At 63.1% G+C, this 21,750-nt stretch carries 24 protein-coding genes; 10 read left to right on the top strand and 14 right to left on the bottom strand.

The features are described from left to right. Positions 1 to 23 precede the first annotated feature (23 nt). Positions 24 to 1,061: a guanosine monophosphate reductase gene (locus tag NP_RS07610; protein ID WP_011323253.1), complete on the top strand. Its 1,038-nt coding sequence runs from the start codon at positions 24 to 26 to the stop codon at positions 1,059 to 1,061. Between the two features lie 16 nt (positions 1,062 to 1,077). On the opposite strand, the gene aroA is transcribed toward NP_RS07610, so the two are convergent. After that, complete coding sequence (aroA, locus tag NP_RS07605; RefSeq protein ID WP_011323252.1) at positions 1,078 to 2,394, bottom strand: 3-phosphoshikimate 1-carboxyvinyltransferase; 1,317 nt, start codon at positions 2,392 to 2,394, stop codon at positions 1,078 to 1,080. 120 nt (positions 2,395 to 2,514) lie between these two features. On the opposite strand from aroA, the gene NP_RS07600 reads away from it, so the two are divergent. Together NP_RS07600 and NP_RS07595 are read left to right on the top strand one after the other, a co-directional pair. After that, the gene (locus tag NP_RS07600) at positions 2,515 to 3,696 is read left to right on the top strand and encodes a M24 family metallopeptidase (protein WP_011323251.1); all 1,182 of its coding nucleotides are present in this window, start codon (positions 2,515 to 2,517) and stop codon (positions 3,694 to 3,696) included. A 215-nt stretch (positions 3,697 to 3,911) separates the two neighbouring features. Continuing rightward, the gene (locus NP_RS07595; RefSeq protein ID WP_011323250.1) at positions 3,912 to 4,808 is read left to right on the top strand and encodes a DMT family transporter; all 897 of its coding nucleotides are present in this window, start codon (positions 3,912 to 3,914) and stop codon (positions 4,806 to 4,808) included. An 18-nt stretch (positions 4,809 to 4,826) separates the two neighbouring features. On the opposite strand, the gene NP_RS07590 is transcribed toward NP_RS07595, so the two are convergent. Beyond that, positions 4,827 to 7,049 (bottom strand): CDC48 family AAA ATPase, encoded by a 2,223-nt coding sequence (locus tag NP_RS07590; RefSeq protein ID WP_011323249.1) that lies wholly within the window; start codon positions 7,047 to 7,049, stop codon positions 4,827 to 4,829. Between the two features lie 124 nt (positions 7,050 to 7,173). On the opposite strand from NP_RS07590, the gene NP_RS07585 reads away from it, so the two are divergent. The 3 genes from NP_RS07585 (at position 7,174) to NP_RS07575 (ending at position 8,489) form a co-directional block, all read left to right on the top strand. Next, positions 7,174 to 7,794, top strand: a complete 621-nt coding sequence (locus NP_RS07585; RefSeq protein WP_011323248.1) for a GNAT family N-acetyltransferase — start codon at positions 7,174 to 7,176, stop codon at positions 7,792 to 7,794. A gap of 48 nt (positions 7,795 to 7,842) precedes the next feature. Beyond that, positions 7,843 to 8,136 (top strand): hypothetical protein, encoded by a 294-nt coding sequence (locus NP_RS07580; protein ID WP_011323247.1) that lies wholly within the window; start codon positions 7,843 to 7,845, stop codon positions 8,134 to 8,136. A gap of 128 nt (positions 8,137 to 8,264) precedes the next feature. Beyond that, positions 8,265 to 8,489: a hypothetical protein gene (locus NP_RS07575; protein ID WP_011323246.1), complete on the top strand. Its 225-nt coding sequence runs from the start codon at positions 8,265 to 8,267 to the stop codon at positions 8,487 to 8,489. Positions 8,490 to 8,502: 13 nt separating this feature from the next. Here the strand turns inward: NP_RS07575 and ahbB are convergent, their stop codons facing one another. Then, positions 8,503 to 9,546, bottom strand: a complete 1,044-nt coding sequence (gene ahbB / locus NP_RS07570) for a siroheme decarboxylase subunit beta (RefSeq protein ID WP_011323245.1) — start codon at positions 9,544 to 9,546, stop codon at positions 8,503 to 8,505. 100 nt (positions 9,547 to 9,646) lie between these two features. Here ahbB and NP_RS07565 point away from each other — a divergent pair, with 100 nt between their 5' ends. Next, positions 9,647 to 10,711 (top strand): anthranilate phosphoribosyltransferase, encoded by a 1,065-nt coding sequence (locus tag NP_RS07565; RefSeq protein WP_011323244.1) that lies wholly within the window; start codon positions 9,647 to 9,649, stop codon positions 10,709 to 10,711. A 21-nt stretch (positions 10,712 to 10,732) separates the two neighbouring features. Here NP_RS07565 and NP_RS07560 read toward each other — a convergent pair whose 3' ends face one another. Both NP_RS07560 and NP_RS07555 read right to left on the bottom strand, forming a co-directional pair. Next, positions 10,733 to 11,023, bottom strand: a complete 291-nt coding sequence (locus NP_RS07560) for a DUF7521 family protein (protein WP_011323243.1) — start codon at positions 11,021 to 11,023, stop codon at positions 10,733 to 10,735. Between the two features lie 2 nt (positions 11,024 to 11,025). Continuing rightward, positions 11,026 to 11,400, bottom strand: coding sequence for a winged helix-turn-helix domain-containing protein (locus NP_RS07555; protein WP_011323242.1), 375 nt, complete (start codon positions 11,398 to 11,400; stop codon positions 11,026 to 11,028). Between the two features lie 292 nt (positions 11,401 to 11,692). Here NP_RS07555 and NP_RS07550 point away from each other — a divergent pair, with 292 nt between their 5' ends. Next, positions 11,693 to 12,268: a peptidylprolyl isomerase gene (locus NP_RS07550; RefSeq protein ID WP_011323241.1), complete on the top strand. Its 576-nt coding sequence runs from the start codon at positions 11,693 to 11,695 to the stop codon at positions 12,266 to 12,268. A 5-nt stretch (positions 12,269 to 12,273) separates the two neighbouring features. Here NP_RS07550 and NP_RS07545 read toward each other — a convergent pair whose 3' ends face one another. From NP_RS07545 to NP_RS07510, 8 genes are all read right to left on the bottom strand, one after another. Then, positions 12,274 to 12,825, bottom strand: coding sequence for an NUDIX hydrolase (locus tag NP_RS07545; RefSeq protein WP_011323240.1), 552 nt, complete (start codon positions 12,823 to 12,825; stop codon positions 12,274 to 12,276). Between the two features lie 60 nt (positions 12,826 to 12,885). Then, a complete protein-coding gene (locus NP_RS07540) occupies positions 12,886 to 13,230 on the bottom strand; it encodes a CHY zinc finger protein (protein WP_011323239.1) in 345 nt (114 codons plus the stop codon). A gap of 392 nt (positions 13,231 to 13,622) precedes the next feature. Continuing rightward, the gene (locus NP_RS07535) at positions 13,623 to 14,027 is read right to left on the bottom strand and encodes a DUF7475 family protein (RefSeq protein WP_011323238.1); all 405 of its coding nucleotides are present in this window, start codon (positions 14,025 to 14,027) and stop codon (positions 13,623 to 13,625) included. Between the two features lie 101 nt (positions 14,028 to 14,128). Further along, on the bottom strand, positions 14,129 to 14,404 hold the full coding sequence (locus NP_RS07530) for a hypothetical protein (RefSeq protein ID WP_011323237.1): 276 nt from the start codon (positions 14,402 to 14,404) through the stop codon (positions 14,129 to 14,131). A 50-nt stretch (positions 14,405 to 14,454) separates the two neighbouring features. Continuing rightward, positions 14,455 to 15,192 carry a TOBE domain-containing protein gene (locus tag NP_RS07525; RefSeq protein WP_011323236.1) on the bottom strand — a complete coding sequence of 246 codons (738 nt, stop codon included), beginning with the start codon at positions 15,190 to 15,192 and terminating at the stop codon, positions 14,455 to 14,457. Positions 15,193 to 15,194: 2 nt separating this feature from the next. Further along, entirely contained in the window at positions 15,195 to 16,049 is an 855-nt protein-coding gene (locus tag NP_RS07520; RefSeq protein WP_011323235.1) for an ATP-binding cassette domain-containing protein, read from the bottom strand. Next, on the bottom strand, positions 16,046 to 16,771 hold the full coding sequence (locus NP_RS07515) for an ABC transporter permease (protein ID WP_011323234.1): 726 nt from the start codon (positions 16,769 to 16,771) through the stop codon (positions 16,046 to 16,048). The genes NP_RS07520 and NP_RS07515 overlap by 4 nt, the downstream gene beginning before the upstream one ends. Before the next feature lie 4 nt (positions 16,772 to 16,775). Next, positions 16,776 to 17,687, bottom strand: coding sequence for a substrate-binding domain-containing protein (locus tag NP_RS07510; RefSeq protein ID WP_049939568.1), 912 nt, complete (start codon positions 17,685 to 17,687; stop codon positions 16,776 to 16,778). A 549-nt stretch (positions 17,688 to 18,236) separates the two neighbouring features. Here NP_RS07510 and NP_RS07505 point away from each other — a divergent pair. Both NP_RS07505 and NP_RS07500 read left to right on the top strand, forming a co-directional pair. After that, complete coding sequence (locus NP_RS07505; protein WP_011323232.1) at positions 18,237 to 19,508, top strand: RNA-guided endonuclease InsQ/TnpB family protein; 1,272 nt, start codon at positions 18,237 to 18,239, stop codon at positions 19,506 to 19,508. A gap of 29 nt (positions 19,509 to 19,537) precedes the next feature. Further along, entirely contained in the window at positions 19,538 to 19,900 is a 363-nt protein-coding gene (locus NP_RS07500; protein ID WP_198408082.1) for a hypothetical protein, read from the top strand. A gap of 287 nt (positions 19,901 to 20,187) precedes the next feature. Here NP_RS07500 and NP_RS07495 read toward each other — a convergent pair whose 3' ends face one another. Continuing rightward, entirely contained in the window at positions 20,188 to 21,507 is a 1,320-nt protein-coding gene (locus NP_RS07495; protein ID WP_011323230.1) for a YncE family protein, read from the bottom strand. Between the last annotated feature and the right edge of the window lie 243 nt (positions 21,508 to 21,750).

Here is a 21,750-nt window from a genome sequence, read left to right as displayed (position 1 = left end):
AGCTATCCGGTGAAGGTTTGTGTATGCCCGAACGAACTGGACTCTCCTACGACGACGTGCTGCTCGTCCCGCAACGGTCGCCGGTCGACAGCCGCGATAACGTCGAGCTAACGACGACGCTTGCCGACGGGCTCACGCTGTCGCTACCGGTAACGACCGCTGCGATGGATACCGTCACCGAAGCCGAGATGGCGCGGGCCGTCGGCGAGGCCGGCGGGCTCGGCGTCCTCCACCGCTTCCTGCCGGCCGAAGAGCAGGCAGCGATGGTCGCGTCGGTCGCAGACGACGGCGTCCCGGTCGCGGCGGCGGTCGGTATCGCCGAACCGCACACCGAACGCGCGGCAGCACTCGTCGAGGCCGGCGTCGACATGCTCGTCGTCGATGTCGCTCACGGGCACATGGAACGGACGCTCGATGTGACCGCCGAACTGGCATCGGCGTTCCCGGAGACGGCACTCTGTGCGGGCAACGTCGCCACCCCGGACGGTGTCGCGGACCTCGCCGAGGCAGGCGCTGACTGCGTCAAGGTCGGTGTCGGCCCCGGCTCCCACTGTACGACGCGTGAGGTAACCGGATTCGGCGTGCCACAGTTCACCGCCGTCGACCGATGTGCCGACGCTGCGTCGGCGGCCGATGTCACCGTCATCGCCGACGGCGGCATTCAGTCATCCGGCGATGCGGTCAAGTCGCTTTTGGCAGGGGCCGATGCCGTGATGATGGGTGGCTACTTCGCCGGCTGTGACGAATCGCCCGGCGAAACCGTCGAAATAGACGGCCAGACCTACAAGCGCTCGCGGGGAATGTCGACCGCCGCGGCGGCTGAGGACCGCGAGGACAAGGACGTCGATGTCGTCGCCGACGAGGGCGTCGAGGCCGTCACCGAGTACGTCGGACCAGTCAACGAACGCCTCGACGAGTTCGCTGCCGGTATCCGTTCGGGGCTTTCCTACGCCGGCGCACACGACCTCGAAACCGCCCGCGAGAACGCGGCGTTCATGGAAGTTACGCCGACGACTGACGCGCGCAACGCTGCCCACGGGGTTGCCCGCAAGCGGCGGTGAGTCCGTAGACGCTGCTTCAGGCTCCAGTTTCTACGCCGACACCTAGGTCGGCGAGCGTCTCGAAAAACGACGGGAAGGAGACATCGACGTGGTCGGCGTTTTTGATTGTCACCTCGCCGTCGGCGACCAGCCCGGCGACCGCAAGCGACATGACGATGCGGTGGTCGTCGTGGCCGGCGACGGTACCGCCGTCGATGCCGCCGCCGTAGACGACGAGTTCGTCCTCGTATTCGTCTGTCTCGACGCCGAGGCGCTCCAGTTCTGTCGCCATCGCAGCCACGCGGTCGGTTTCTTTGAGCCGGACGTGCTCGCAGTCGGTGATTCGCGTCTCGCCGTCGGCGGCCGCCCCGAGGACGGCAATCGTCGGCAGCAGGTCGGGTGTGTCGGCGACACCGACCTCGACACCGGAAAGCGACGACTGGCGGACAGTAATACGGCCATCGTCGCGGTTCCATTCGATGTCAGCGCCCATCGATTCGAGTATGGACACGATTGCGGCGTCGCCCTGTGCGCTCGGATGAGCGCCCGCAACGACGACCTCCTCGTCTGCGGCGAGCGCCCCCGCGGCGAGCAGATACGACATCGACGAGAAATCGCCCGGGACGTGGTAGGTCCCGTCGGTCGGCGCGTAGCTCTGTCCGCCGTCGACACGGAAGCCGTCGGCTCCCGCCGACCGCACCTCGGAGTCGTCGCCACCGATGACTTCGGCGTCAACCCCGAAATCCGCCAGTACCTCCAGCGTGATGTCGACGTACGGTGCGGACTTGAGCGCCGTCGTCAGTTCGATATCGATTCCCGATTCGGTGACTGCTCCGGCCATCAGGAGGCCGGTGATGTATTGTGAGGAGACATCGCCACGGATGGCAAGCTCGCCGCCGTCGATGTCGCCGCCGACGACAAGCGGTGCCTGTCCGTTCTCGCGGGTCGATTCCGCGCGGGCACCGAGCTGGTCGAGCGCATCAAGCAGTGGTCCTTGCGGCCGCGACCGCAGCGATTCGTCACCGGTCAGCACCGCTAGTCCGTCGACGAGTGCGCCGGTGGCGGTCGTCAGGCGCATCGTCGTTCCGCTGTTGGCGCAGTTGATGACATCCTTCGGCGTCCCCGGAGTGCCGTCGAAGCCGGTGACTTCGAGGTCGTCATCTGCTTGCTCGGTCGTGCCGCCGTAGGCCTCGACAGCACGCGCGGTGGCACGGGTGTCAGCACTGAAAAGCGGGTTCTTGACTGTCGCGCCGTCGCCGTATCCGGCCGCGAGAATCGCGCGGTGGGTGTAGCTCTTTGACGGCGGCGCACGGACCGTCCCGTTGACGGTAGATGGCGTAATGTGGGCGTCCATACGCGCCGTCTCGGGGCCCGCCGGCAAATGCCTGCCGGCTCCGGGGACAGCCCGGCCAAGACGGACATTCAGCAAGGTAAAAAGAGCCAAGGCTTTGTGGCCGCCAGCCCTCCTTCGAATATGAACCCCGACCTTTCGAAGCTGGATGCCTACATCGAGGAGGCCGACGTCGACGGCTACCTGATCGAGGCTGACGGCGAGACGTCCGACCAGCGGTATCTCTCCGGCTTCACCGCGCCGGACCCGTTCGTGACGCTGTACACCGGTGAGACGCATCTCCTTGTCTCGGCGCTGGAGTACGGACGCGCTCAACGAACTGCCCGTGCTGATTCCGTCGCCCGCCACACGGAGTACGACCACCGCGAGAACATCGCCGAGTACGGCCCGACAACCGGTAAGCACCGGACGCTGGCGGCGTTTCTCGATGCCCACGGCGTCGAATCGGTAGCGGTACCGGAAGCGTGCCCGGCCGGCACCGCTGACGGGCTCCGTGAACAGGGTGTTGTCGTCGATGTCGACTACGACGGCGTTGTCCAGTCCATCCGTGCGACGAAGACGGACGCCGAAATCGACAACATCCGTGCCGCGCAGCGAGCCAACGAGGCGGCGATGGCCCGCGCTGAATCGTTGCTCGAAGCCGCGGCCGCCGAGGACGGAACGCTCCTCTACGACGGCGAGCCGCTCACGTCCGAACGCGTCAAACGGGAAATCGAAATCGAGCTGCTGCGGCAGGACTGCGCCCTCGATGAAACCATCGTCGCCTGCGGTCGCGATGCCGCCGACCCCCACGACCGCGGCTCCGGCCCGCTCGAAGCCGGCGAGCCGATAATCGTCGACATCTTCCCGCGCTCGAAGGAGACAGGCTACCACGCCGACATGACCCGGACGTTCTGCGTCGGCGAGCCGGACGAGACGGTCGAAGAATGGTACGACCTCACCCACGAGGCCCAGCAGGCGGCTCTCGATGCCATCGAAGCCGGCGCTTCGGGCAGCGAGGTCCATGCCGCCGTCTGTGAGGTGTATGAGGCAGCCGGCGAGCCGACGCTGCGGTCCGACCCCGAAACCGAGACCGGATTCATCCACACGACCGGCCACGGCGTCGGCCTCGACGTTCACGAGTCGCCCCGCGTCTCCGAGCAGGACGCCGAACTGAAGCCCGGCCATATCATCACCGTCGAGCCGGGGCTGTACGACCCGACGGTTGGCGGCGTCCGCATCGAAGACCTCGTCGTTGTCACCGAGGACGGCTACGAGAACCTCACCGACTACGAAAAGCAACTCGTCGTCGGCGACGACGCGTAGGGTACAAATCCCACCGCCGTCTACAACGGGTGGCGGCTGTGATGAGGCTCGTTACCCCCGCTCCGAGCCCCTTGTGACGACGCCTCGCTCTGAGCCGCCGTTTCAACACCTGTGCAACCCCAAATAGACACCACCACGAGGAGACGCTCCCATTTGTCGCGGAACGCCGCACCGCCGACCCGGAGGCGTAGCTCCTGCCGTCTCGGGAGCAGTCGATGAGACCGCTCCGGAACCTCGGGTTGTTCTTTTTGCTTGCGGCGCTGTGGGGGTTTTCGTTCCCCGCTATCAGCGCTGGGCTCGAAGCACTGCCGCCGCTGCTGTTTGCGGCGCTGCGATACGATGTCGGCGGCGTCGTCTTGCTCGCGTTCCTCGCCGCCCGCGGCGCAGATTGGCGTCCTCGAACCGGCGAAGACGCCCTTGCCATCCTGATTGCCGGTGCGTTCCTGATTGCCGGCAACAGCCTGCTCTTTGTCGGCCAACAGACCGTCCCCAGCGGCGTCGCCGCCATCATCTATGCACTCATTCCGGTGTTGACGACCGCGCTGGCGGCCGTCCTGCTGCCGGCTGAACCGCTGTCGGCGCGGCGTATCGTCGGCGTCGCCCTCGGTCTCGTTGGTGTCGCCGTCATCGCACGCCCCGACCCGGAGGGACTCCTTTCGGCACAGCTTGTCGGCGTTGCCTTCGTCGTCGCGGCGGCGCTCAGCGTTGCGCTCGGCAGCGTTCTCCTCCGTCGTCGCACGCCGACGGTCGGCGTCGCGCCGATGACCGCATGGGCGATGGTCGTCGGAGGGCTCTTGCTCCACGCCGGGAGCTTCGTCGCCGGCGAGCGGCTGGCGCATGCGACACCGTCGGCGGTCGCCGTCGTGTCAGTTGTCTATTTAGCAGTGTTTGCCAGCGCTGTCGGCTACGTCGTCTACTTCACGCTCTTAGAGCGGTTCGGACCGCTGGAAATCAACCTCGTTTCCTACGTCGTGCCGGTGGTTGCGACGCTCGGCGGCATCGCACTGCTCGGAGAAACGCTCACTGCCGGAATGGTCGCCGGCTTCGTCCTCATCGCCAGCGGCTTCGTCGTCATCAAGGCGCGGACGATAGCCGACGAACTCGGGCGGTGAGCCCGCGCTGGGGGCTTCTTACTGGAAGCCGATTCGGCCGCCGCTCTGGCGTCTGCCGTCGGGGGTGCCGCCGCGGAACTCCTCTTCGATTTGCTCGTAGTAGTTGCGGATGTCGTCGGTGATTGTCGGTCGGACCGACTCGACCGCCTCCCGGAAGTGACGCATCTCGACTGCTTCGGCGTCGTCGTCTTCGCGGAGCGCCTCGATAGCGGCCTCGCGGGTAATCGACTCCAGGTCGGAGCCGACGTAGCCGTCGGTCATTTCGGCCAGCTCCCGGAGGCTCACATCCGGCGCAAGCGGCGTATCACCGGTGTGGATGCGGAGGATTTTCTCCCGGCCGTCGAGGTCCGGCTCGCCGACCATCACGAGGCGGTCGAAGCGGCCGCTACGGATGAGCGCCGGGTCTATCATGTCCGGTCGGTTCGTCGCGCCGATGACCATCACGTCGTCCATCTCTTCGAGGCCGTCGAGTTCGGTCAACAGTTGGTTGACCACGCGCTCGGAGACGTTCGAGCCGACCTCGCCGCCCCGACCGGGCGCAAGCGAGTCCAGTTCGTCGAAGAAGATAATCGTCGGCGAGACCTGCCGGGCCTTCCGGAAGGTCTGGCGGATGGCCTTTTCGCTTTCGCCGACCCACTTCGAGAGCAGCTGTGGCCCCCGAACCGAGATGAAGTTGGCGTTCGTCTCGTTGGCGACGGCCTTCGCCATCAGGGTCTTCCCGGTGCCGGGTGGGCCGTACAACAGCACCCCCGACGGCGGCTCGATGCCCATCCGCGAGAACTTCTCGCCGGCGTTCATCGGCCATTCGACGGACTCTTGGACCTGCTCTTTGGCTTCTGTCAGGCCACCCACGTCGTCCCAAGAGACTTTCGGCAGCTCGACCAGCACCTCCCGCATCGCGGAGGGGTCGACCTCGTTGAGCGCGCCGCGGAAGTCCTGGCGCTTGATTATCATCCGGTCGATGAGGCTCGGCGGGATGTCCTCCTCGTCGAGGTCGATTTCCGGGAGGTACCGCCGGAGCGCCTTCATCGCGGCCTCCTTCGTCAGGCTCTCGATGTCCGCGCCGACGAAGCCGTGGGTTTCGTCGGCCATCTTGTCGAGGTCGACGTCGTCGGCAAGCGGCATCCCACGGGTGTGAATCTGGAGAATCTCCTTCCGGCCGGTCTCGTCGGGGACGCCGATTTCGATTTCACGGTCGAAGCGCCCGGGGCGACGGAGCGCCGGGTCGACGGAGTCGACGCGGTTCGTCGCCGCGATGACGATGACCTGCCCGCGGGATTCGAGGCCGTCCATCATCGTCAGCAGTTGGGCGACAACACGACGTTCGACCTCGCCGGTGACGTCCTCCCGTTTGGGGGCGATGGAGTCGAGTTCGTCGATGAAGATGATAGACGGCGACTCCTCGGTAGCGTCCTCGAATATCTCCCGGAGCTGCTGTTCGGATTCGCCGTAGTACTTCGAGATAATCTCTGGGCCGGCAATCGAGAAGAAGCTGGCCGAGGTTTCGTTGGCGACGGCCTTCGCCAGCAGCGTCTTCCCGGTTCCGGGCGGGCCGTGCAACAGCACCCCCTGCGGCGGCTCGATGCCGAGCTTCTTGAATATCTGGGGGTGCTTCATCGGCAGCTCGACCATCTCGCGGACGCGCTGAATCTCGTTTTGCAGGCCGCCGATGTCCTCGTAGGTGATGCCACCGCCGGTCTTTTCGAAGCCGGAAATCGGCTCCTCGCGGAGTTCGACCTCGGTGTCTTCGGTGATGAGGCAGACGCCGTCGGGGTCGGTTTCGACGGCGATGAGCGGAATCGCCTGCCCCGGCGACCGCATGAACGGGTGGTTGGTCGAACTCATCACGGGCACGATGTCGCGTTCGACGACCGGCCGCTTGAGAATCTGCCGTTTGACCATCCCGGCAGCGTCGCTGCCGAACTGGACGGAGGCGTCCTCCGGCGGCGCGAGCACGAGCTTGTCGGCCTTGGTCGCATCGGCCTTCCGAATCGTCACCCGCTCGCCGATACCGACATCGGCGTTCTGACGGGTGAAGCCGTCAATGCGGACCGTGTCGGTGTTCCAGTCCTGCCGGTCAGCCCGCCAGACCTTCGCCGCGGTCGTCTCCGCGCCCTCGATTTCGATGATATCCCCGGGCGACAGTTTGAGATGCAAAAGCGTATCGGGGTCGAGGCGGGCGATGCCCCGTCCCGAATCGTTCGGGTACGCTTTTGCGACTTCGAGTTGGACCTCGTTCATCCTGATGTGTTGAGTCAGGACGCACCGGAGATATGCTTTTTGCTCACATGGCCTCGATAACGCTTCGGCAAGGCTGCGCTCGTGGTTCGTCAGCGATTTGCGCCGGCGCGTCCGACCGGCTGCTATGGACGAGATTGCCTCCCCGCCCGTCGAGGAGCCAACACCGCCCGAAGACGTCTCGCTTCGCGTTGCAACGACGAGGGACGCGGCTGCTATCGCTGACATCTACCGTCCCTACATTGAATCGACGGCCGCCACGTTCAGAGAGGAGCCGCTGGAGCCGTCTGATGTTGCCGACGAAATCGACGAGCCGACGTACCCGTGGTTTGTCGCCGAGCGCGACGGGCGCGTTATCGGCTACGCTCACGCTGGCGAACTGCGGAAACGGGCCGCCTACCGGTGGGCGACCGAGCTGACAGTCTACCTCCGAGAGTCGGCACACGGAGCCGGCGTCGGCTCGGCGCTGTACCGGCTGCTCTTGCGAACTCTCGCTCGACAAGGATTCGTCTCCGCCTACGGCGTCGTGACACTGCCGAATCAGTCGAGCGTCGCCCTCCACGAGTCGCTGGGGTTCGAGCGGAACGCTACGTTCCCCGCGGTCGGCTACAAACTCGGCGGCTGGCACGACGTGGCGTGGTACGAGCGGCAACTCCGTGAGCGACCACCGGAGCCGTCCGAGCCAACGCCGTTCGAGGACTGTCGGTCGACACCGTGGCTGTCGGCGCTGCTCGGCCGCGACGGGTGACCGGTACTCCGACATTGTTTTGCCGGTCCGGTCGGTAGCGGTTGGCGAATGATAGACCGGCTGGCAAGACAGCTTCGAAAGGAAGAACGAGACCTGCTCGTTTTGGAGATTATCCTCCAGCAGCATCCCATCGGCATCGAGCGAATCGCCGAGGAGGCCGGCCTCGACGAACACAAGACCCGCCACTCGATGCGGATGCTCGAAGACGACGACCTCATCGAGCCGACGCCACAGGGGGCGGTCCCAACCGACGGTGTCGAGGAGCGTATCGGGAGGATACACGGTGGAATCGATAGCCTCATCGACCGGATGGAGGAACTCAAGCAGTACGGGAACCAGTAGCGGCCAGCGGTCGGGGGCCGGGGTGCCAGCCGCCCGTGTCCCCGACAGCCCGCATCGACCCCCTTCACATCGGACCGAGACCGTTCGGAACCGGAACACTCGAAACCATCCAGGCCTTATCTCTCCCCATGTCGACTCCGGCCCTCGGCGAGCGCGTCCCGGACTGGGCGCTCGGCTCGCTGCTTCTGGCAGGGACGATTTCCATCGCCGGCATCACTGACTATTTTCTGACGCGGGCCGGCTACGAGATGGTCGGCACCGTTATCTGGACACTCGCTTACGGGGCTGCCTTCGCAGTTGTCTGGTTCGTCTGGCTTCGGCACATCGACCTCACCGGCCCCGAGAGCGGCTGAACGGCGCTTGTAGCTACGAGCCCAGAATTTCGTCGTACCGTGCGCCGGTCTGCTTCAGTGTCTCCGTCGAATAGAGTCGCTCGTGGTCGTATGGCAGCGCCTCGTCGGCCAACTCGTCGATTTTCTCGTCGACCGCGTCGGGGTCGCGGCCGTGAATCATCGTAAAGAGGTTGTACGGCCAGTCTTGGTCGGGCCGCCGTGGGCGGTTGTAACACAGCGTCACGTACGGCAGCTCGCCGACCGCCTCGCCCCGAGTGTCTAAGTCTTCGTCGGGAACGTCCCAGACAACCATGCAGTTGGCGTCAAAGCCGGTGACGATGTGGTTGACGACACAGCCGATGCGCTTGATACAGCCGTCTGCTCGGAGCGCCTCGATCGACTCACAGACCGAAGCAACGGGTGCGTCGACAGCCGCCGCGACATCTCGGTAGGGCGTCTCCGTCAGCGGAAGCCCGTCCTGAATCTCCAGCAGGATGGCCTCGTCAAGCGGTGAGAGGTCGGCGGCGGCCGTCTCCGAGATTCGTGTCGCATCAGCGGTTGTCTCGGAGACTGATTCGCGGGCAAAGCGGTCGCCGTTCACGACCGGGAACTCGAGGTCGATGTAGAAGTCCGTCAGCATCGGGAGGTTCAGGACCTCACAGCCGGTCTCGGCCGCTATCTCTTCGAGGATGGCGTTCCGCGTCTCCAGCGAGCCGGCGGTAACCACAAACCACATGTTCCACTCGTGGTCGCGGCGGTAGTTGTGGTTGACCTGCCGGTAGCCGTTGATGGTTTCTGCGACCTCTTCGAACCGGTCGTCGGGGGCGCTGACGGCAGCCAGCGTCGACGCGCCGATGACCGGGGGATTGAGAACGGCACCGAACCGCCTGAAGATGCCTTGCTCGTAGAGGTCTTCGACGCGCGTCAGCGCTTCCGATTCCGTGATGCCGAGGTCGTCCGCAACAGTCCGGAAGGGACGCTCGGTGACCGGAAAGCCTGACTGGTAGCCATCGATGAGCGCCGCGTCGATATCGTCGATGCCGGCGCGCCAGTCGTCGTCGGTCGCTGGCGTACTCATTGCTGTACGTTGGCTGTCCGAGGGTTAAATTCCGTCGGTCGCGGTGGGGTTGCGTTGCCGAATGGGAGACGTTTTTGCCGTCGGCTCCCGAACCACGGGTATGGCAGCTACATCGGAGACGTACGGCGAGTGGCCGCTCAAGCGGCTGATGACAGAGGTCGTCGGGTCCGGACACAAGTCCGCCGACGACATGACTCGCGAGCAGGCGTCCGACGCGTTCCGTCGCATCCTTGATGGCGAACCCGACGAGACGACGCTCGGTGCCTTCTGGCTCGCCAACCGTTGGAAGCGCAACACGCCCGAGGAACTGGCGGCGTACGTCGATGTCATGGACGAGGGTATCGAAAGCGCTGCGCCGGAGTGTGACCCTGTTGATTGCGGTGCGAACTACGACGGCAAGGGCCGAAGCGCTCTCCTCGGTGTCGCTTCGGGGCTTGTCGCCGCTGCAGCGGGTACACCGGTCGTCGTTCACTCCGGTGACCGTGTCCCGACGCAAAAACAGGACGCCTACAAGCACGTCCTCGATGAACTGGGCGTCCGAACGGAACTTGCTCCGGCGGAGTCGGCCTCAATGACTGATACGGTCGGCTTCGGCTTCTACTACCAGCCGAACTTTGCTCCCGAAGTCGCCGGCCTCGAAGACCGGCGCGACCAGATGGGGGTTCGGACCTTCGTCAACACCATCGAGACGCTTGCCAATCCGGCCGACGCGTCCGTCCACCTCGGCTCGTTTTACCACCTGCCCTATGCGAAGCGACTCATCAACACCTTCGACGCCGCCGAGACGGCAACCGTCGACCGCGTAGTGATGTTCCAGGGAATGGAAGGATACGACGATGTCCGGCCGGGGTCGACGAAGGTCGCCGTCTGGAACGAGGGCAAAGACATCGATGACTTCGACATCGAGACGCCGAATTACGGAATGGACTTCGAGGGCGAGGACCTCGCTGTCGACGATGTTGCCGCCGATTCGGCGGCCATCACCGAGTCGGTGCTCGCTGGCGAGCGAACCGACGAGTTCGCCGACGCGGTGGCAGTCAACGCGGCGCTGCGCATCTACGCCGGCGGCGATGCCGACGACATCGATGCCGGACTTGACGCCGCCCGCGAGGCGCTCGAATCCGGCGCTGCGGCCGAGCGGCTCTCGACGCTACAGTCCTTCTGACGCGAGCCAAAACACATACCGCTATTTTTTGAGCGAGTAGGCGATGACCGAGAGTCCGGCGAGGACGAACAGGCTCTCGATGAGTACGCCGACACCGAGGCTGACATCGAGCAGTTCGAAGGTGAATCCGCCGAGAAGGACGCCGACACCGACAAGCGCCAGCCCGACCGACAGCTGAAAGAGAGTTTCGTCCCCCGTACGCTGGTAGGCGCTGTAGGCGAGATACGTCACGATGCCGCCCAAAACGAGGATGAGCGTCTTCACGACCGCGATAGCGAACTGCACTTCTATGTCGACACTTGCATGTACCATTGTCATAGCTCCTTTTGGACTTCCGACCACAGTTCCGCGAGCCGCTCGTCGGCCCGCCTTGCGGGCCGTTCTATTTCGGCGTTGAGGGATGATTCCTCCCGGGTTATTATTACTTCCTCGAAGTCGACGTGATAACGTGACGCGTGGCTCCCGTCGTCGCTGATTTCAGTCCCCTCTCTGATGAGCGTGGCTTCCGAGAGCAGGTCGACTTTCCGGTAGAGCGTCGACCGCGGGATGTCACACCGGTCGAGTAACTCCCGGGCCGTCCGGGGCTCGTCGAGCTCGGCGAGTATCGCCCGACAGTCGTCGTCGTGTAACGCCTCCAACACCGCCTCGGTGTCTGGGGCGTCGTCGTCAGCCAACGGGTCCCGGACCATACGTTCGGACTACCGGAAGCATGCTAAACAGGGTTGTGGTTCATGATTTCTCGGGGATTTTAGCTGGTATCTGGCCATCGAAATCCGTTCAGGCAGCATAGAGAAGGGTTCATTTCTACGGGGACGAACAGGTCCTATGGACACGGACCGTCGAGCAATATTAGCAGCAATCGGAGTGCTTGTCGCTGGAGGCTGTCTCGACCGCGATAACGAGGACCAACAGACGTCCGGGACGCCCGCTGGCGACGACGGGAGCCGGCAGTCTTTTGCGACACCCACCCCAGATGCGGATATGAGCGATGATGCTTCGGTCTCCGACCCCGAGAACCCGACCGCGACGATAGCGACGACCCACGGCGACATCACCGTCGAACTCTTCGAGCAGCGCGCCCCGCGAACCGTCGAGAACTTCATCGGTCTTGCGACGGGGGCCAACGATTACGAGGGAACCGACATCGAGCCCGGAACCGGCGCGTGGGAAGACCCCGAAACCGGTGAAAAGCGGATTGACCCACTCTACGACGATGTGCCCTTCCACCGCGTCATTGAGGACTTCATGATTCAGGGCGGTGACCCGACCGGAACCGGCCGCGGCGGCCCCGGCTACCAGTTCGACGACGAGTTCCACGACGAGCTGTCCCACGACGGCCCCGGTATCCTCTCGATGGCGAACTCCGGCCCCGACACGAACGGGAGCCAGTTCTTCATCACGCTGGACGCACAGCCGCATCTCGACGGCCGACACGCGGTCTTCGGCCAGGTCATCGACGGGATGGATGTCGTCGAAGAGGTCGGCTCGCTGCCGACCGGCCGAAACGACGACCCGCAGGAAGACGTCAGTATCGAATCCGTCGACGTCGACCAATAGCGCCGCTAGCTATCTTTTCTGACCGCATACTGCAGAACCCCGAGCGCTGTGCGACCGTCCCGAAGGTCGCCGACAGCCGCGCGGTCGCGGAGGTCGTCGAATGAGGCTGTTTCGACGGTGATAGACTCGTTGTCGTCGAGTTGCTGTTCGGCCGTCGGCCGACAGCCATGGGCGACGACGTAGTGAAACACCGAGTCGAACAGCCCGTTTGCCGGCTCATAGGTACCGAGCTGTTCTATCGCGTCAGCCTCATAGCCCGTCTCCTCGGCCAGCTCACGGTGTGCCGCTGCGATGACATCTTCGTCGTCAGTTTCGAGGCCACCAGCCGGGAGCCCATAGCTGACCCGGCCGACCGCCTGTCGCCACTCCTCGATAACGACCACGTCACCGTCCGGCCGGAACGGGAGTATCACAACTGACGGTGGCTCGGAGACGTAGTGGAACTCCGTCTCGGTGCCGTTCGGCAGCCGCACATCGTCGCGTATGACATCGAAGCCGGGACAGGTGTAGTCACGTTCCGAAGCAAGTGTCTCCCAAGCGAGCGCGTCCTTGTCCATGCGTGCTGTTCGTCCGGAAACGACAAAACCTGTGTGCTGTTCGTCCGGAAACGACAAAACCTACGTGCCATCCGTCGGCCGCTCCTCGAAATATAGGTGGGTGTGGTTGTTACAGCCGGGGTTGAACCGCGCTCCACAGTCGGGGCAGCTATCGACGCCGAGATACTCCTGTACAGCGAGTTCGGTCCCACAGACTCCACAGAGTACAGCCTTCTCGTCCCGGCGTCCGAGCGGCCACCGGCTCCGTTCGTGGTCCGTACATTCCTCGTGACACCGGTGACAGGCGTAGTAGGTCGCACAGCAGGCGAACTTGATGGCGACGACGTCGCGCTCGGTTCCGTAGTGGGCACAGCGCGTTTCGCCGTCGAGCCCGACGCCCCGTACCTCGTAGCCGTGAACGCGCACGATGTTATCGTCGTGCGGCCTCGTGATATATCCCGCGGCAGCCCCGCCACCGACTCAGTTTTAAATAGCCGGTGATGCGTGGCTCAATCGTTAGTTGTCTGTAGGAGATATCTCCGTATAGGCGCCGACCACCGACCCCCCCATCGCAACCCACCCACCGTGCTGTGGCCGTCGGCGCCTTCGTCGGCTGCGGGGTCCCCCCGCTCGCGGCCGGCGATGCCACCACAACCCACGCCTGCGGCGTTTCCCCCCACCATTCCGCCGCGGGCGCCTTTCGGCTGTACGCCTCGTCTCCGACCGCGATTCTCCCTGCGGTCTGGTGTGGACGCTGCCGTACGCTCCGTCCGGGCTCTCCCGGACGGGTTTATTGGCTCCGAGCGCTGCTGGCCCGTTCAGCTATCCGTCGCGTACAGATAGAGTGCACAGACAACGAGTACCGCCTCAGCGGCCTTCGTGATGACTGCTAACGGATTGATTTCTCCCTGCATGTAGAAGGCCTCGACACCCCAGCCTTGCACCGGGAAAAGCGCCAGAATCGTTACGAGTGAGTACAGCGCCGCCACGATGAACAGCTCTTTTCGCCAGTACTTGCTCAAGTAGAGCCCAATACCGCCGAGGAACCCGAGCCCGTTGAGCACGAACAGGATACCGAGTGTCTGACTGAACTGTATCGCGTTTGTCGCCGCAACGAGGTGCAAAACGCCCGTCACGAGCGCCATCACGATGGCGATGTAGCCGACTGGATTGCCCGGCTTCCTGAACACCGACGCGCTGCTGGTTGTGGATGTTGCACCCATATCCACGATGTTCTGCCGGAGGTCATAAAAAGGACTGTGGTGCGTTTGACGAATTGGGCCTATGCAGTAAACGGAGCGGCCGCTACCGACGAGTACGCTGGCTACTGAACCACAAGCGACGCGGCCGTCAATCCACTCAGAAGGACCAACAGTACCACGAATCCGTACACGAACAACCCGTACGACTCCGGCTTGCGCTCTGCTGTCTCCGGTCCGAACCGGCGGTACAGCCCCAAGAACCCGAATATGAGCGCCGAAAGGAGGCTGAAGAGGCCGCCCTGCTCGAACGCAGTCGGGTCCGGATGCAACACCCACTGAAGAAAGAAGACCGCGGCAGCGTAGACGAATCCGTAGGTGACAACTCGGGCGGGGTCCATGGCCGACGTTTGGAGGACTCACCAATGGGCTTTGTGACCGCGGAAGCGAGCTATCGGAGCGCGAGCCGCGTCGCCGTCGCCTTCCATGTCAGGACGACGGGACACCCAGCATCCAACCCGAGTCGGTCGGCGCTTTCGTCGGTCACAAGCGCCCGGAACGGAACGTCCGAGACGGCCACCGTCACCTCAAGGACGGTCTCACCGTGTTCAACGGCGGTTACGGTCCCTTGATAACGGTTCCGTGCGCTCGTCGCGTCCGGTCCGGGGCTGTCTGCGGGGTCCTGAAGGGTAACAGCATCAGCACCGATTCGTACCTGTACGTCATCGCCGGCTGTCACATCGGGGTGGAGCCCGCGGACCGTTCCGATCTCTGTCTCAACATCAGCAAGTTCGCCAAGAACCGCCGTGACCGTCCCATTGAGCACCGTCTCCGGAACCGTATCTGTGGCCGTAAGGGCGGTCTGCAGCCGGTCGTAGCGGCGCAACAGCGCCCCCGCGTTCTCGGTCAGCCGGCTGCCTCCACCGCCGCTGCCTCCACGCCGTCGCTCAACGAGGTCGCCGAACGCTGACTCCAGTGTCTCGATTCGGGAGAGCTGGCGTGCTCGCGACCGGCCGAGGTTCGACGAGGCGCGCGCTACGGACCCCGTCTCATTGATTTCCCGGAGTAGGGTGGCATCGTCCGCGTCGAACTCGACACCCTCTGCGACGAGGGCAGCCTCCCCCTGTCCGTTCGTCCGATTCATCAACGGCGGGTAGCCGCGGGGGGCAGTTGAGTGTTCGCCCGTCATCGTCAGTACACCAACTCTCCGTTGATGAACTTCCGGGCGCGGGCGTCGTCGGGGTCAGAGAACACCCGCTCGGTTGGTCCGGCCTCGATGACCTGCCCATCGAGGAGGACGACTATCCGGTCTGCGATACGTCGAGCCTGATGCATGTCGTGCGTTGCGACGGCGACACCCAGTCCTCGCGAGCGCGCAGCGTCGACCGCCTCCTCGATGACCGCCGTGTTCCGCGGGTCCAGATCGGAGGTCGGTTCGTCGAGCAACAGGAAGTCCGGGTCGTAAGCGAGTGCACGGGCGAAAGCGACTCGCTGGGCCTCCCCGCCTGAAAGCGACGACGCGGACTGGCTGGCCGCGTCGGCTAGCCCAACGATGTCCAGCGCCTCGAAAACAGATTCCTGTCGCTTCCGGCCTCCGAGCCACGACCGGAGTCGCTCCCGCCAGCTACGGCGCACCGAGAGCCCGTAGCGGACGTTCCGCCGAACGGTCGTATCGAAGAGGTTCGCTTTCTGAAAGACCATCCCGATGCGGCGACGCGCAGCGAGCCGCTGGCGTTCGGATTGCCGCCACACATCGGTCCCGTCGAGACCGATGGTCCCATCGTCTGGCTCGGAAAATAGCGCCAGCAGCCGCAGCAGCGTCGTCTTTCCGGTTCCGGATGGGCCGATTATCGCGACTGTCTCACCCCGGTCGACAGCCAGCGTCACCGATTCCAGAACTGCCGTCCCGTCGAAGCCGTGAGAGACACCGGCGACGGCCAATCCGCGTTCGGCGAGCGTGTCGCCGCCACGTCTCGATTCGCTTTGCGTTCCGGGCTGTTGGCGTGCCGGGCTGGAAATCCCTCGCAGCGTCGATAGCAGCGTCATATCCGACCGCCCCCGAGTCTGAGAACGAGTCCGTTGATAACCAACACGAGCGCGACGAGGATGCCGCCGAGGACCAATGCGGCTTCGAATCGCCCTTGCCGGGCTTCAAGCTGAATCGCCGTCGTCAGCGTTCGGGTGATGGCTGTCCCATCAGCCCCTGCGATGTTGCCGCCGACGATGAGCACCGAGCCGACCTCGCTGATGGCCCGTCCAAGCCCCGCGAGAACGCCGGTCGCGATTCCGTACCGGGCCTCTTTGACCGTGACGAGGGCGATATCCATCTTCGTCGCACCCATCGCGTAGGCGGCATCCCGGACCCCGTCGCCGACGCTCGTGACCGCGGCGAGGCTGACGCCCGTAATGACCGGTGTTGCCAGAACTATCTGTGAAAGAATCATCGCCTCCTTCGTGTAGACGAGTCCCAGACCTCCAAGCGGCCCCTGATTCGAGACGGCAAACAGGACCAGCAGACCGACAACCACGCTCGGAAAGCCCATCCCGGTGTTGATAACGGCGACCACGACCCCCTTCCCCGGGAAGTCAGCGAAGCCGACACCGAGCGCTATCGGGATGCTGATGAGCGTGCTGAGTACCACAGCGGTGAGGCTCACATACAGCGAGACGTAGATGATGCTGGTAATGTAGTGGCGCTCGAACGGAAGGTCGCCGACGACAGGCAACGCGTCGGCGACCGCAAGCAGCGAGAGCCCCCCAAGCGACATGCAACTACTCCTCCGTGGGCTGCCAGCCCTCGGGGACGTACTGCTGGAAATTCGGTTCCTCAGCGACCGCTCGCGGGAAAAACAGCTGTTCGCCGGCAACAGTGTACTCTTCGATTACCGCCTGCCCCTCGGGTGAGGTCAGGAAGCCGATGTAGGCCATCGCGAGGTCGTAGTTGACAGCGTCGTGGACGGCCGGATTGACAGCAATAACACCGTACGGATTCGCCAACAGCTCCGGGCCGCCTTCTATCGGCCCCTCGACCTGAATGGAGAGCTCCAGCTGTGATCGCTGAGCGATGTACGTCCCACGGTCAGCCAGCGCGTACGCGGGCGTCTGGTTTGCCTGATTCAGCACCACGCCCATCCCCGCGCCCGCCTCACGGTACCACTCTCCGGCAGGGTCGGCCTCGGCGGCCTCCCAGATAGCCAGTTCCTTGGCGTGGGTCCCGGAGTTGTCTCCGCGGGAGACAAACGCCGAAGCCGTCTCAGCGATGGTCGCAAACGCCGCTGTCACATCCTCTAAGTCGGCAATCCCGGCCGGGTCGTCGTCCGGACCAACGACGACGAAATCGTTGAACATCAGGTCGCGGCGGTTGATACCGTGGCCGTCAGCGATGAACTCGTCTTCGAGCGACCGGGCGTGGACCATCACGACATCGGCATCGCCTCGCCGCCCTGTCGCGAGTGCCTCTCCCGTCCCTTGGTCAAGTGTCCTGACGGAAACGCCATACCGGTCCTCGAAAGCGAGGGTTACCGCATCGAGCAGCCCGGTGTCGTAGGTGCTGGTCGTCGTCGCCAGTGTCAGCGTCTCGTCGGCAATACCGACGTTAGCGCGGTCGCTGTCGGCACAGCCAGCGGTGAATGCTGTGGTGAGGCCGGCCCCCCCGGCGAGGAACTCGCGTCGTTGCATCGACAACGATACAACGCTCTGCGGCAACGCACTTAGCTTTTTACACGATGATGTAACTGATTGTGGTTGCTACCGACGCAGGACGGAACCCAACCGGAGACCACCCCGCCCGTGGCTTCGGAGATGGAACCTCAGTTCGTGCCATCCCCCCGCTGACATCCGGACGCGCCACTAACGTATATAGAAAGCCGAGCATGCTCGTCTCCAGTTGTCCTACGCGCAGCAATTGAGGCGTGGTGAGACAGCCTTCTTCCGAACGTATTTGAATAATAACGCAGGGAACGGCCCACGTGCGCGAAACGATAGAGGAACGAAGGATAAACGGCTGTAAAGCTACGCTGGTATTCGACACCGGTGGTCCGGTTGGGAGCAATCACCTGCTGATCGTCAAACCGGTCGATACCGAAGCGGACTGGCTGATAAACCGGTGGTTCTATACTAGAAGAACAAGGGTGAGTACCCCGCGCCACCGTGCGCGGGGGTGAAGCCCGACACTGGGTCAACCTATCAACCACAGACAATACCTTTACAAGACCGCAGTACGACGATTATTGTATGCAGAAGTCGCTGACCAAAACACTCGTCTTCCAACTCGACCCCGATGAGTCTGGTCAGCAACTTCTGGACGACGCCTTCCTCGAAGCCCGGCGCGTGTACAACGAAACCATCCGCCGGACAAAGAACGGTGACGACTGGGACGAGATTCGGCAGGACTTGGAATCCGACGCCGATCTCGTAAACAATACCGCGCAACTCGTCGTGCAGAAATCGCTGGAAGCGATGGAGAACTACTACGAGTACGACGACTACAACCAACCCAGTCACACGAAAGACGGCGCGTACCCACTTCGGTCAAACTACGAGGAAGGCTACAACCTGTTCCTCGAAGACGACTCAATCCGCTACCGAATCAGTGCGAAGCCGTACAACCCAGTGAAGGGTACGCTTCAGGGGTCGCTAGACGTGCTCAAACAACTCCGAACGGCCATCGAGTCCGAGACGTGGCGAGTCGGGACGGCGGAAGCGATGAAACGGAACGGGAACTACGAACTCCACATCAACATCACTCACACCGAGGCTGAAGTCCGAGACAAACAGGACTCACGCACAGTTGTTGGAGTGGACATCAACGAGGACTGCGTTGCACTCGCTTCACTCCACGAAGACGACATTGTTAACTCAGTTGTCATCGACTACCCGGAAATCAAGGAAGAACGTCATCGGTACTTCACGATGCGGAAACGGATGCAGAACAGCGGGAAGTCGTCGTTCGACCGAGCGTTCGAGCAACAAGAAGAACGATTCGTTCACGACCAACTCCACAAAGTCTCTCGACAAGTCGTGGAATGGGTGCCACGGTTCGAGAACCCCGTCATCGTCTTTGAAGACCTCAAAGAGATGCGGGACTCGATTGATTATGGCACCCGGATGAACCGCCGCCTTCACAGTCTCCCATTCCGTAAACTTCGAGAGTTCATCACGTACAAAGCCGCGTTCCAAGGCATTCCGAGCGAGGAGATTAACCCCGAGTACACGAGTCAGGCGTGTTCGCTCACCGAGTGTGAGCATACGACTCGTGCAAACCGAAACAAGAAGCGATTCAAGTGCGTGGAGTGTGGGCGGCAAGACCACGCCGACCGGAACGCGGCTATCAACATCGCCAAGAAAGGGTTGGAAAAACTGAATCGAAATGTGCCTGCTCTCAACAGCCTTCCACAAGTTCGGAAGGTGCGACGGCAGGCATCGGGCTGTGTGAACCAGCCGACCGTGACCCACGACACCGCTACAGGTCATCAAGCCGATGGTGTCGTGGGTGTGTCAGACTAATCCACGGGAAGCCACGGGCCACCGCGCCCGTGGCAGTTCACTTTGACGAACAAGCCGAGGCGTACATGTGGAACGTTGCCGAGAAGGTCTGTACTGACGAGGAATACCGACAGCGGTCAGTCGAAGAGACAGCAGACTGGAAGCGCGTCGCCAACCTGTACGAACCACTCGCCCGCAGACTCTATCAGGAACTATCTCGCTCTGAGCGGAGTGAGTTCCCGATTATGAACGACAACTCCCGGGCCGATTCGGAGACGTTGGAATCGCTCTGTGAAGAGCTATTTGAGGAGACGAAAGCCATCGTACGGCACGGAAAGGACCAGCACCCAGAGACGATTTACGAGGAGAAAAGAGCCGAACTACAGCAGTGGCTCGGAAACAAATCCACATAGCAGCGGGCGCTCAGGTGCGCTGGGAACGCTCGGAGGCCCACCGATGACTCCCGTAGATAGTTGAAATGTACGCCCGGAACACTAACGTCCGACATCACCCCAAGCGGCGTGCCGTGGTCAGTCGGCTAACCCTCGTGCCGGGCGGGTGGCTGCGCCACCGTCCGCTGTCGCACACCTGGGTTCTCCGAGCGGTCATCGCTGCCCCAAGGGGGCGACTCAGTCGGGGACTAATGGTGTGCAGGCGAAGAAAGGTCCGCCAGCGGTAATCGTCTTTCGGCTCGGCTGTTCTAGAACGGCGGGAGGTTGAAGCCGTCGTACTCTCGGGTCGGTCGGACACCGATGCCGTGGAGGTCACTCTCGTCGTTGTCGGGGTCCGGCTGGACGGTCGTGACGATATCGTGGGTGTCGGTGTCGATAACGGCGAACCCGGGGTTGACGCCGGTTGCAGCGTGGGGGTCACCCGACTGCGGCTCGGGGCCGCGGAGAGTCACGAACATATACTCGCCGTCGGGCGAGCCCCAGAAGATGTCCGGGGCGTCGCGCTCGTCGGGGTCAGGTGCCGTTGCCGGCCCGAAGGCGTCGATTTCGTCGACGACTTCGTGGGTGTCGGGGTCGACGACAACACCGTCGTTTGTTTCGCGGTTCAGCACCCACAGCTCTTCGCCGTCCGGAGTGAACCAGAAGCCGTGTGCGTCGACGCCGCGGGTCGACTCGTTGTGGATGACTTCGTCGTTTTCGGTGTCGAGGACGTAGTACTCGCCGACAGCCTCGTCTTCCTGCTCTTCGATGACGTTGCCGTCATCGTCGGTCGGTGTCGGGTTACCGGCCGTGAGATAGAACGTATCCTCGGTGACGTGGGGCATCGTTCCACAGTTGGTCGGGAGCTCTTCGTGGGGGAATGCGGTGTCGACTTCGAACTCCTCGTGGTCGACGATGACGAGCGAGCCGTCATCGTAGGCCGGCCCCATCGTGTGAATCGAGCGGCCGCTCTTATCGTAGGAGTGACAAATCGGCGACCCGGATTCGATACCGGCTTCTTGGACCGTTTCGTCTTCGAGAACTTCGATTTCGTCGACGATCTCGAACTCTTCGTTCTCGAGGTCGACATCGACGCGAACGATTTCACTCTCGCCGATGACATCGACGTGGATGTACTCGTCGTTCGGGCCGAACCCGGCGAAGTGCGACCCGGCACCGGTTTCTAGGTTGGCAACGAGTTCTCGGTCCTCGGCTCGGTAGATGAGGGTCCGCGCACCCGTGGTACACGGGATGGCGACGTACTCGTAATCCGACGAGTAGTCGGCCATGTGCGGCACGTGGCCGCCTTCCGCACCAGTGTCGATTTCGTCGAGGAGGTCGTACTCCTCACCGGAGTCGTCCGCCGGCTCGTAGATGTAAACCGTGTCCGTCCCCTGGTCGGCAGCCCAGATCTCGTAGCCTGCCTCGAAGACGTCCGCTTCTTCCTCTTCGGTCTCAGTCGGCGTTTCGTCGTCTTCGGGCGTCTCTTCAGGTTCCGGCTCGGGGTCTTCATCAGCACAGCCGGCAATGGTAATCGCACCTACTGCCGCTCCAGATGCGATGAACCGGCGTCGAGTTGTTCGCTTCATCCTGTAACTGCCTCTCTTCCACACGGGGAAAAAGTTGACGGTGCGGCTCGAAATCAGTACTGAAAGGCCGCAAAACGCCGCAATTCTGTAATCTTGACGACTGTCGCAAATACCAGAAAATAATGCTGGTAGCTATGACGTAAACTTTCGTACAGTTTTGGCTTCATAGGGGCTTATAGGGCCACTGTATGGTGGTATGGCAAATTGCGGGCTGTCACCGGTTACGGTAGCCGATAATCGAGG

The organism is Natronomonas pharaonis DSM 2160, from assembly GCF_000026045.1.
GTDB lineage: Archaea > Halobacteriota > Halobacteria > Halobacteriales > Haloarculaceae > Natronomonas > Natronomonas pharaonis.
Note: the sequence above shows the minus strand (reverse complement) of the source record. Positions and strands in the feature narration are given on the sequence as shown.

Bases quoted from the DNA above. Each gene is read 5' to 3' on its own strand.
- NP_RS07590 (WP_011323249.1), bottom strand. From the start codon at position 7,049: ATGAACGAGGTCCAACTCGAAGTCGCAAAAGCGTACCCGAACGATTCG.
- NP_RS07560 (WP_011323243.1), bottom strand. From the start codon at position 11,023: ATGGTACATGCAAGTGTCGACATAGAAGTGCAGTTCGCTATCGCGGTC.
- aroA (WP_011323252.1), bottom strand. From the start codon at position 2,394: ATGGACGCCCACATTACGCCATCTACCGTCAACGGGACGGTCCGTGCG.
- NP_RS07585 (WP_011323248.1), top strand. From the start codon at position 7,174: ATGGACGAGATTGCCTCCCCGCCCGTCGAGGAGCCAACACCGCCCGAA.
- NP_RS07530 (WP_011323237.1), bottom strand. From the start codon at position 14,404: ATGGACCCCGCCCGAGTTGTCACCTACGGATTCGTCTACGCTGCCGCG.
- NP_RS07595 (WP_011323250.1), top strand. From the start codon at position 3,912: ATGAGACCGCTCCGGAACCTCGGGTTGTTCTTTTTGCTTGCGGCGCTG.
- NP_RS07555 (WP_011323242.1), bottom strand. From the start codon at position 11,400: ATGGTCCGGGACCCGTTGGCTGACGACGACGCCCCAGACACCGAGGCG.
- NP_RS07610 (WP_011323253.1), top strand. From the start codon at position 24: ATGCCCGAACGAACTGGACTCTCCTACGACGACGTGCTGCTCGTCCCG.
- NP_RS07565 (WP_011323244.1), top strand. From the start codon at position 9,647: ATGGCAGCTACATCGGAGACGTACGGCGAGTGGCCGCTCAAGCGGCTG.
- NP_RS07575 (WP_011323246.1), top strand. From the start codon at position 8,265: ATGTCGACTCCGGCCCTCGGCGAGCGCGTCCCGGACTGGGCGCTCGGC.
- NP_RS07520 (WP_011323235.1), bottom strand. From the start codon at position 16,049: ATGACGCTGCTATCGACGCTGCGAGGGATTTCCAGCCCGGCACGCCAA.
- NP_RS07545 (WP_011323240.1), bottom strand. From the start codon at position 12,825: ATGGACAAGGACGCGCTCGCTTGGGAGACACTTGCTTCGGAACGTGAC.
- NP_RS07580 (WP_011323247.1), top strand. From the start codon at position 7,843: ATGATAGACCGGCTGGCAAGACAGCTTCGAAAGGAAGAACGAGACCTG.
- NP_RS07505 (WP_011323232.1), top strand. From the start codon at position 18,237: ATGCAGAAGTCGCTGACCAAAACACTCGTCTTCCAACTCGACCCCGAT.
- NP_RS07515 (WP_011323234.1), bottom strand. From the start codon at position 16,771: ATGTCGCTTGGGGGGCTCTCGCTGCTTGCGGTCGCCGACGCGTTGCCT.
- NP_RS07600 (WP_011323251.1), top strand. From the start codon at position 2,515: ATGAACCCCGACCTTTCGAAGCTGGATGCCTACATCGAGGAGGCCGAC.
- ahbB (WP_011323245.1), bottom strand. From the start codon at position 9,546: ATGAGTACGCCAGCGACCGACGACGACTGGCGCGCCGGCATCGACGAT.
- NP_RS07535 (WP_011323238.1), bottom strand. From the start codon at position 14,027: ATGGGTGCAACATCCACAACCAGCAGCGCGTCGGTGTTCAGGAAGCCG.
- NP_RS07525 (WP_011323236.1), bottom strand. From the start codon at position 15,192: ATGACGGGCGAACACTCAACTGCCCCCCGCGGCTACCCGCCGTTGATG.
- NP_RS07550 (WP_011323241.1), top strand. From the start codon at position 11,693: ATGAGCGATGATGCTTCGGTCTCCGACCCCGAGAACCCGACCGCGACG.
- NP_RS07495 (WP_011323230.1), bottom strand. From the start codon at position 21,507: ATGAAGCGAACAACTCGACGCCGGTTCATCGCATCTGGAGCGGCAGTA.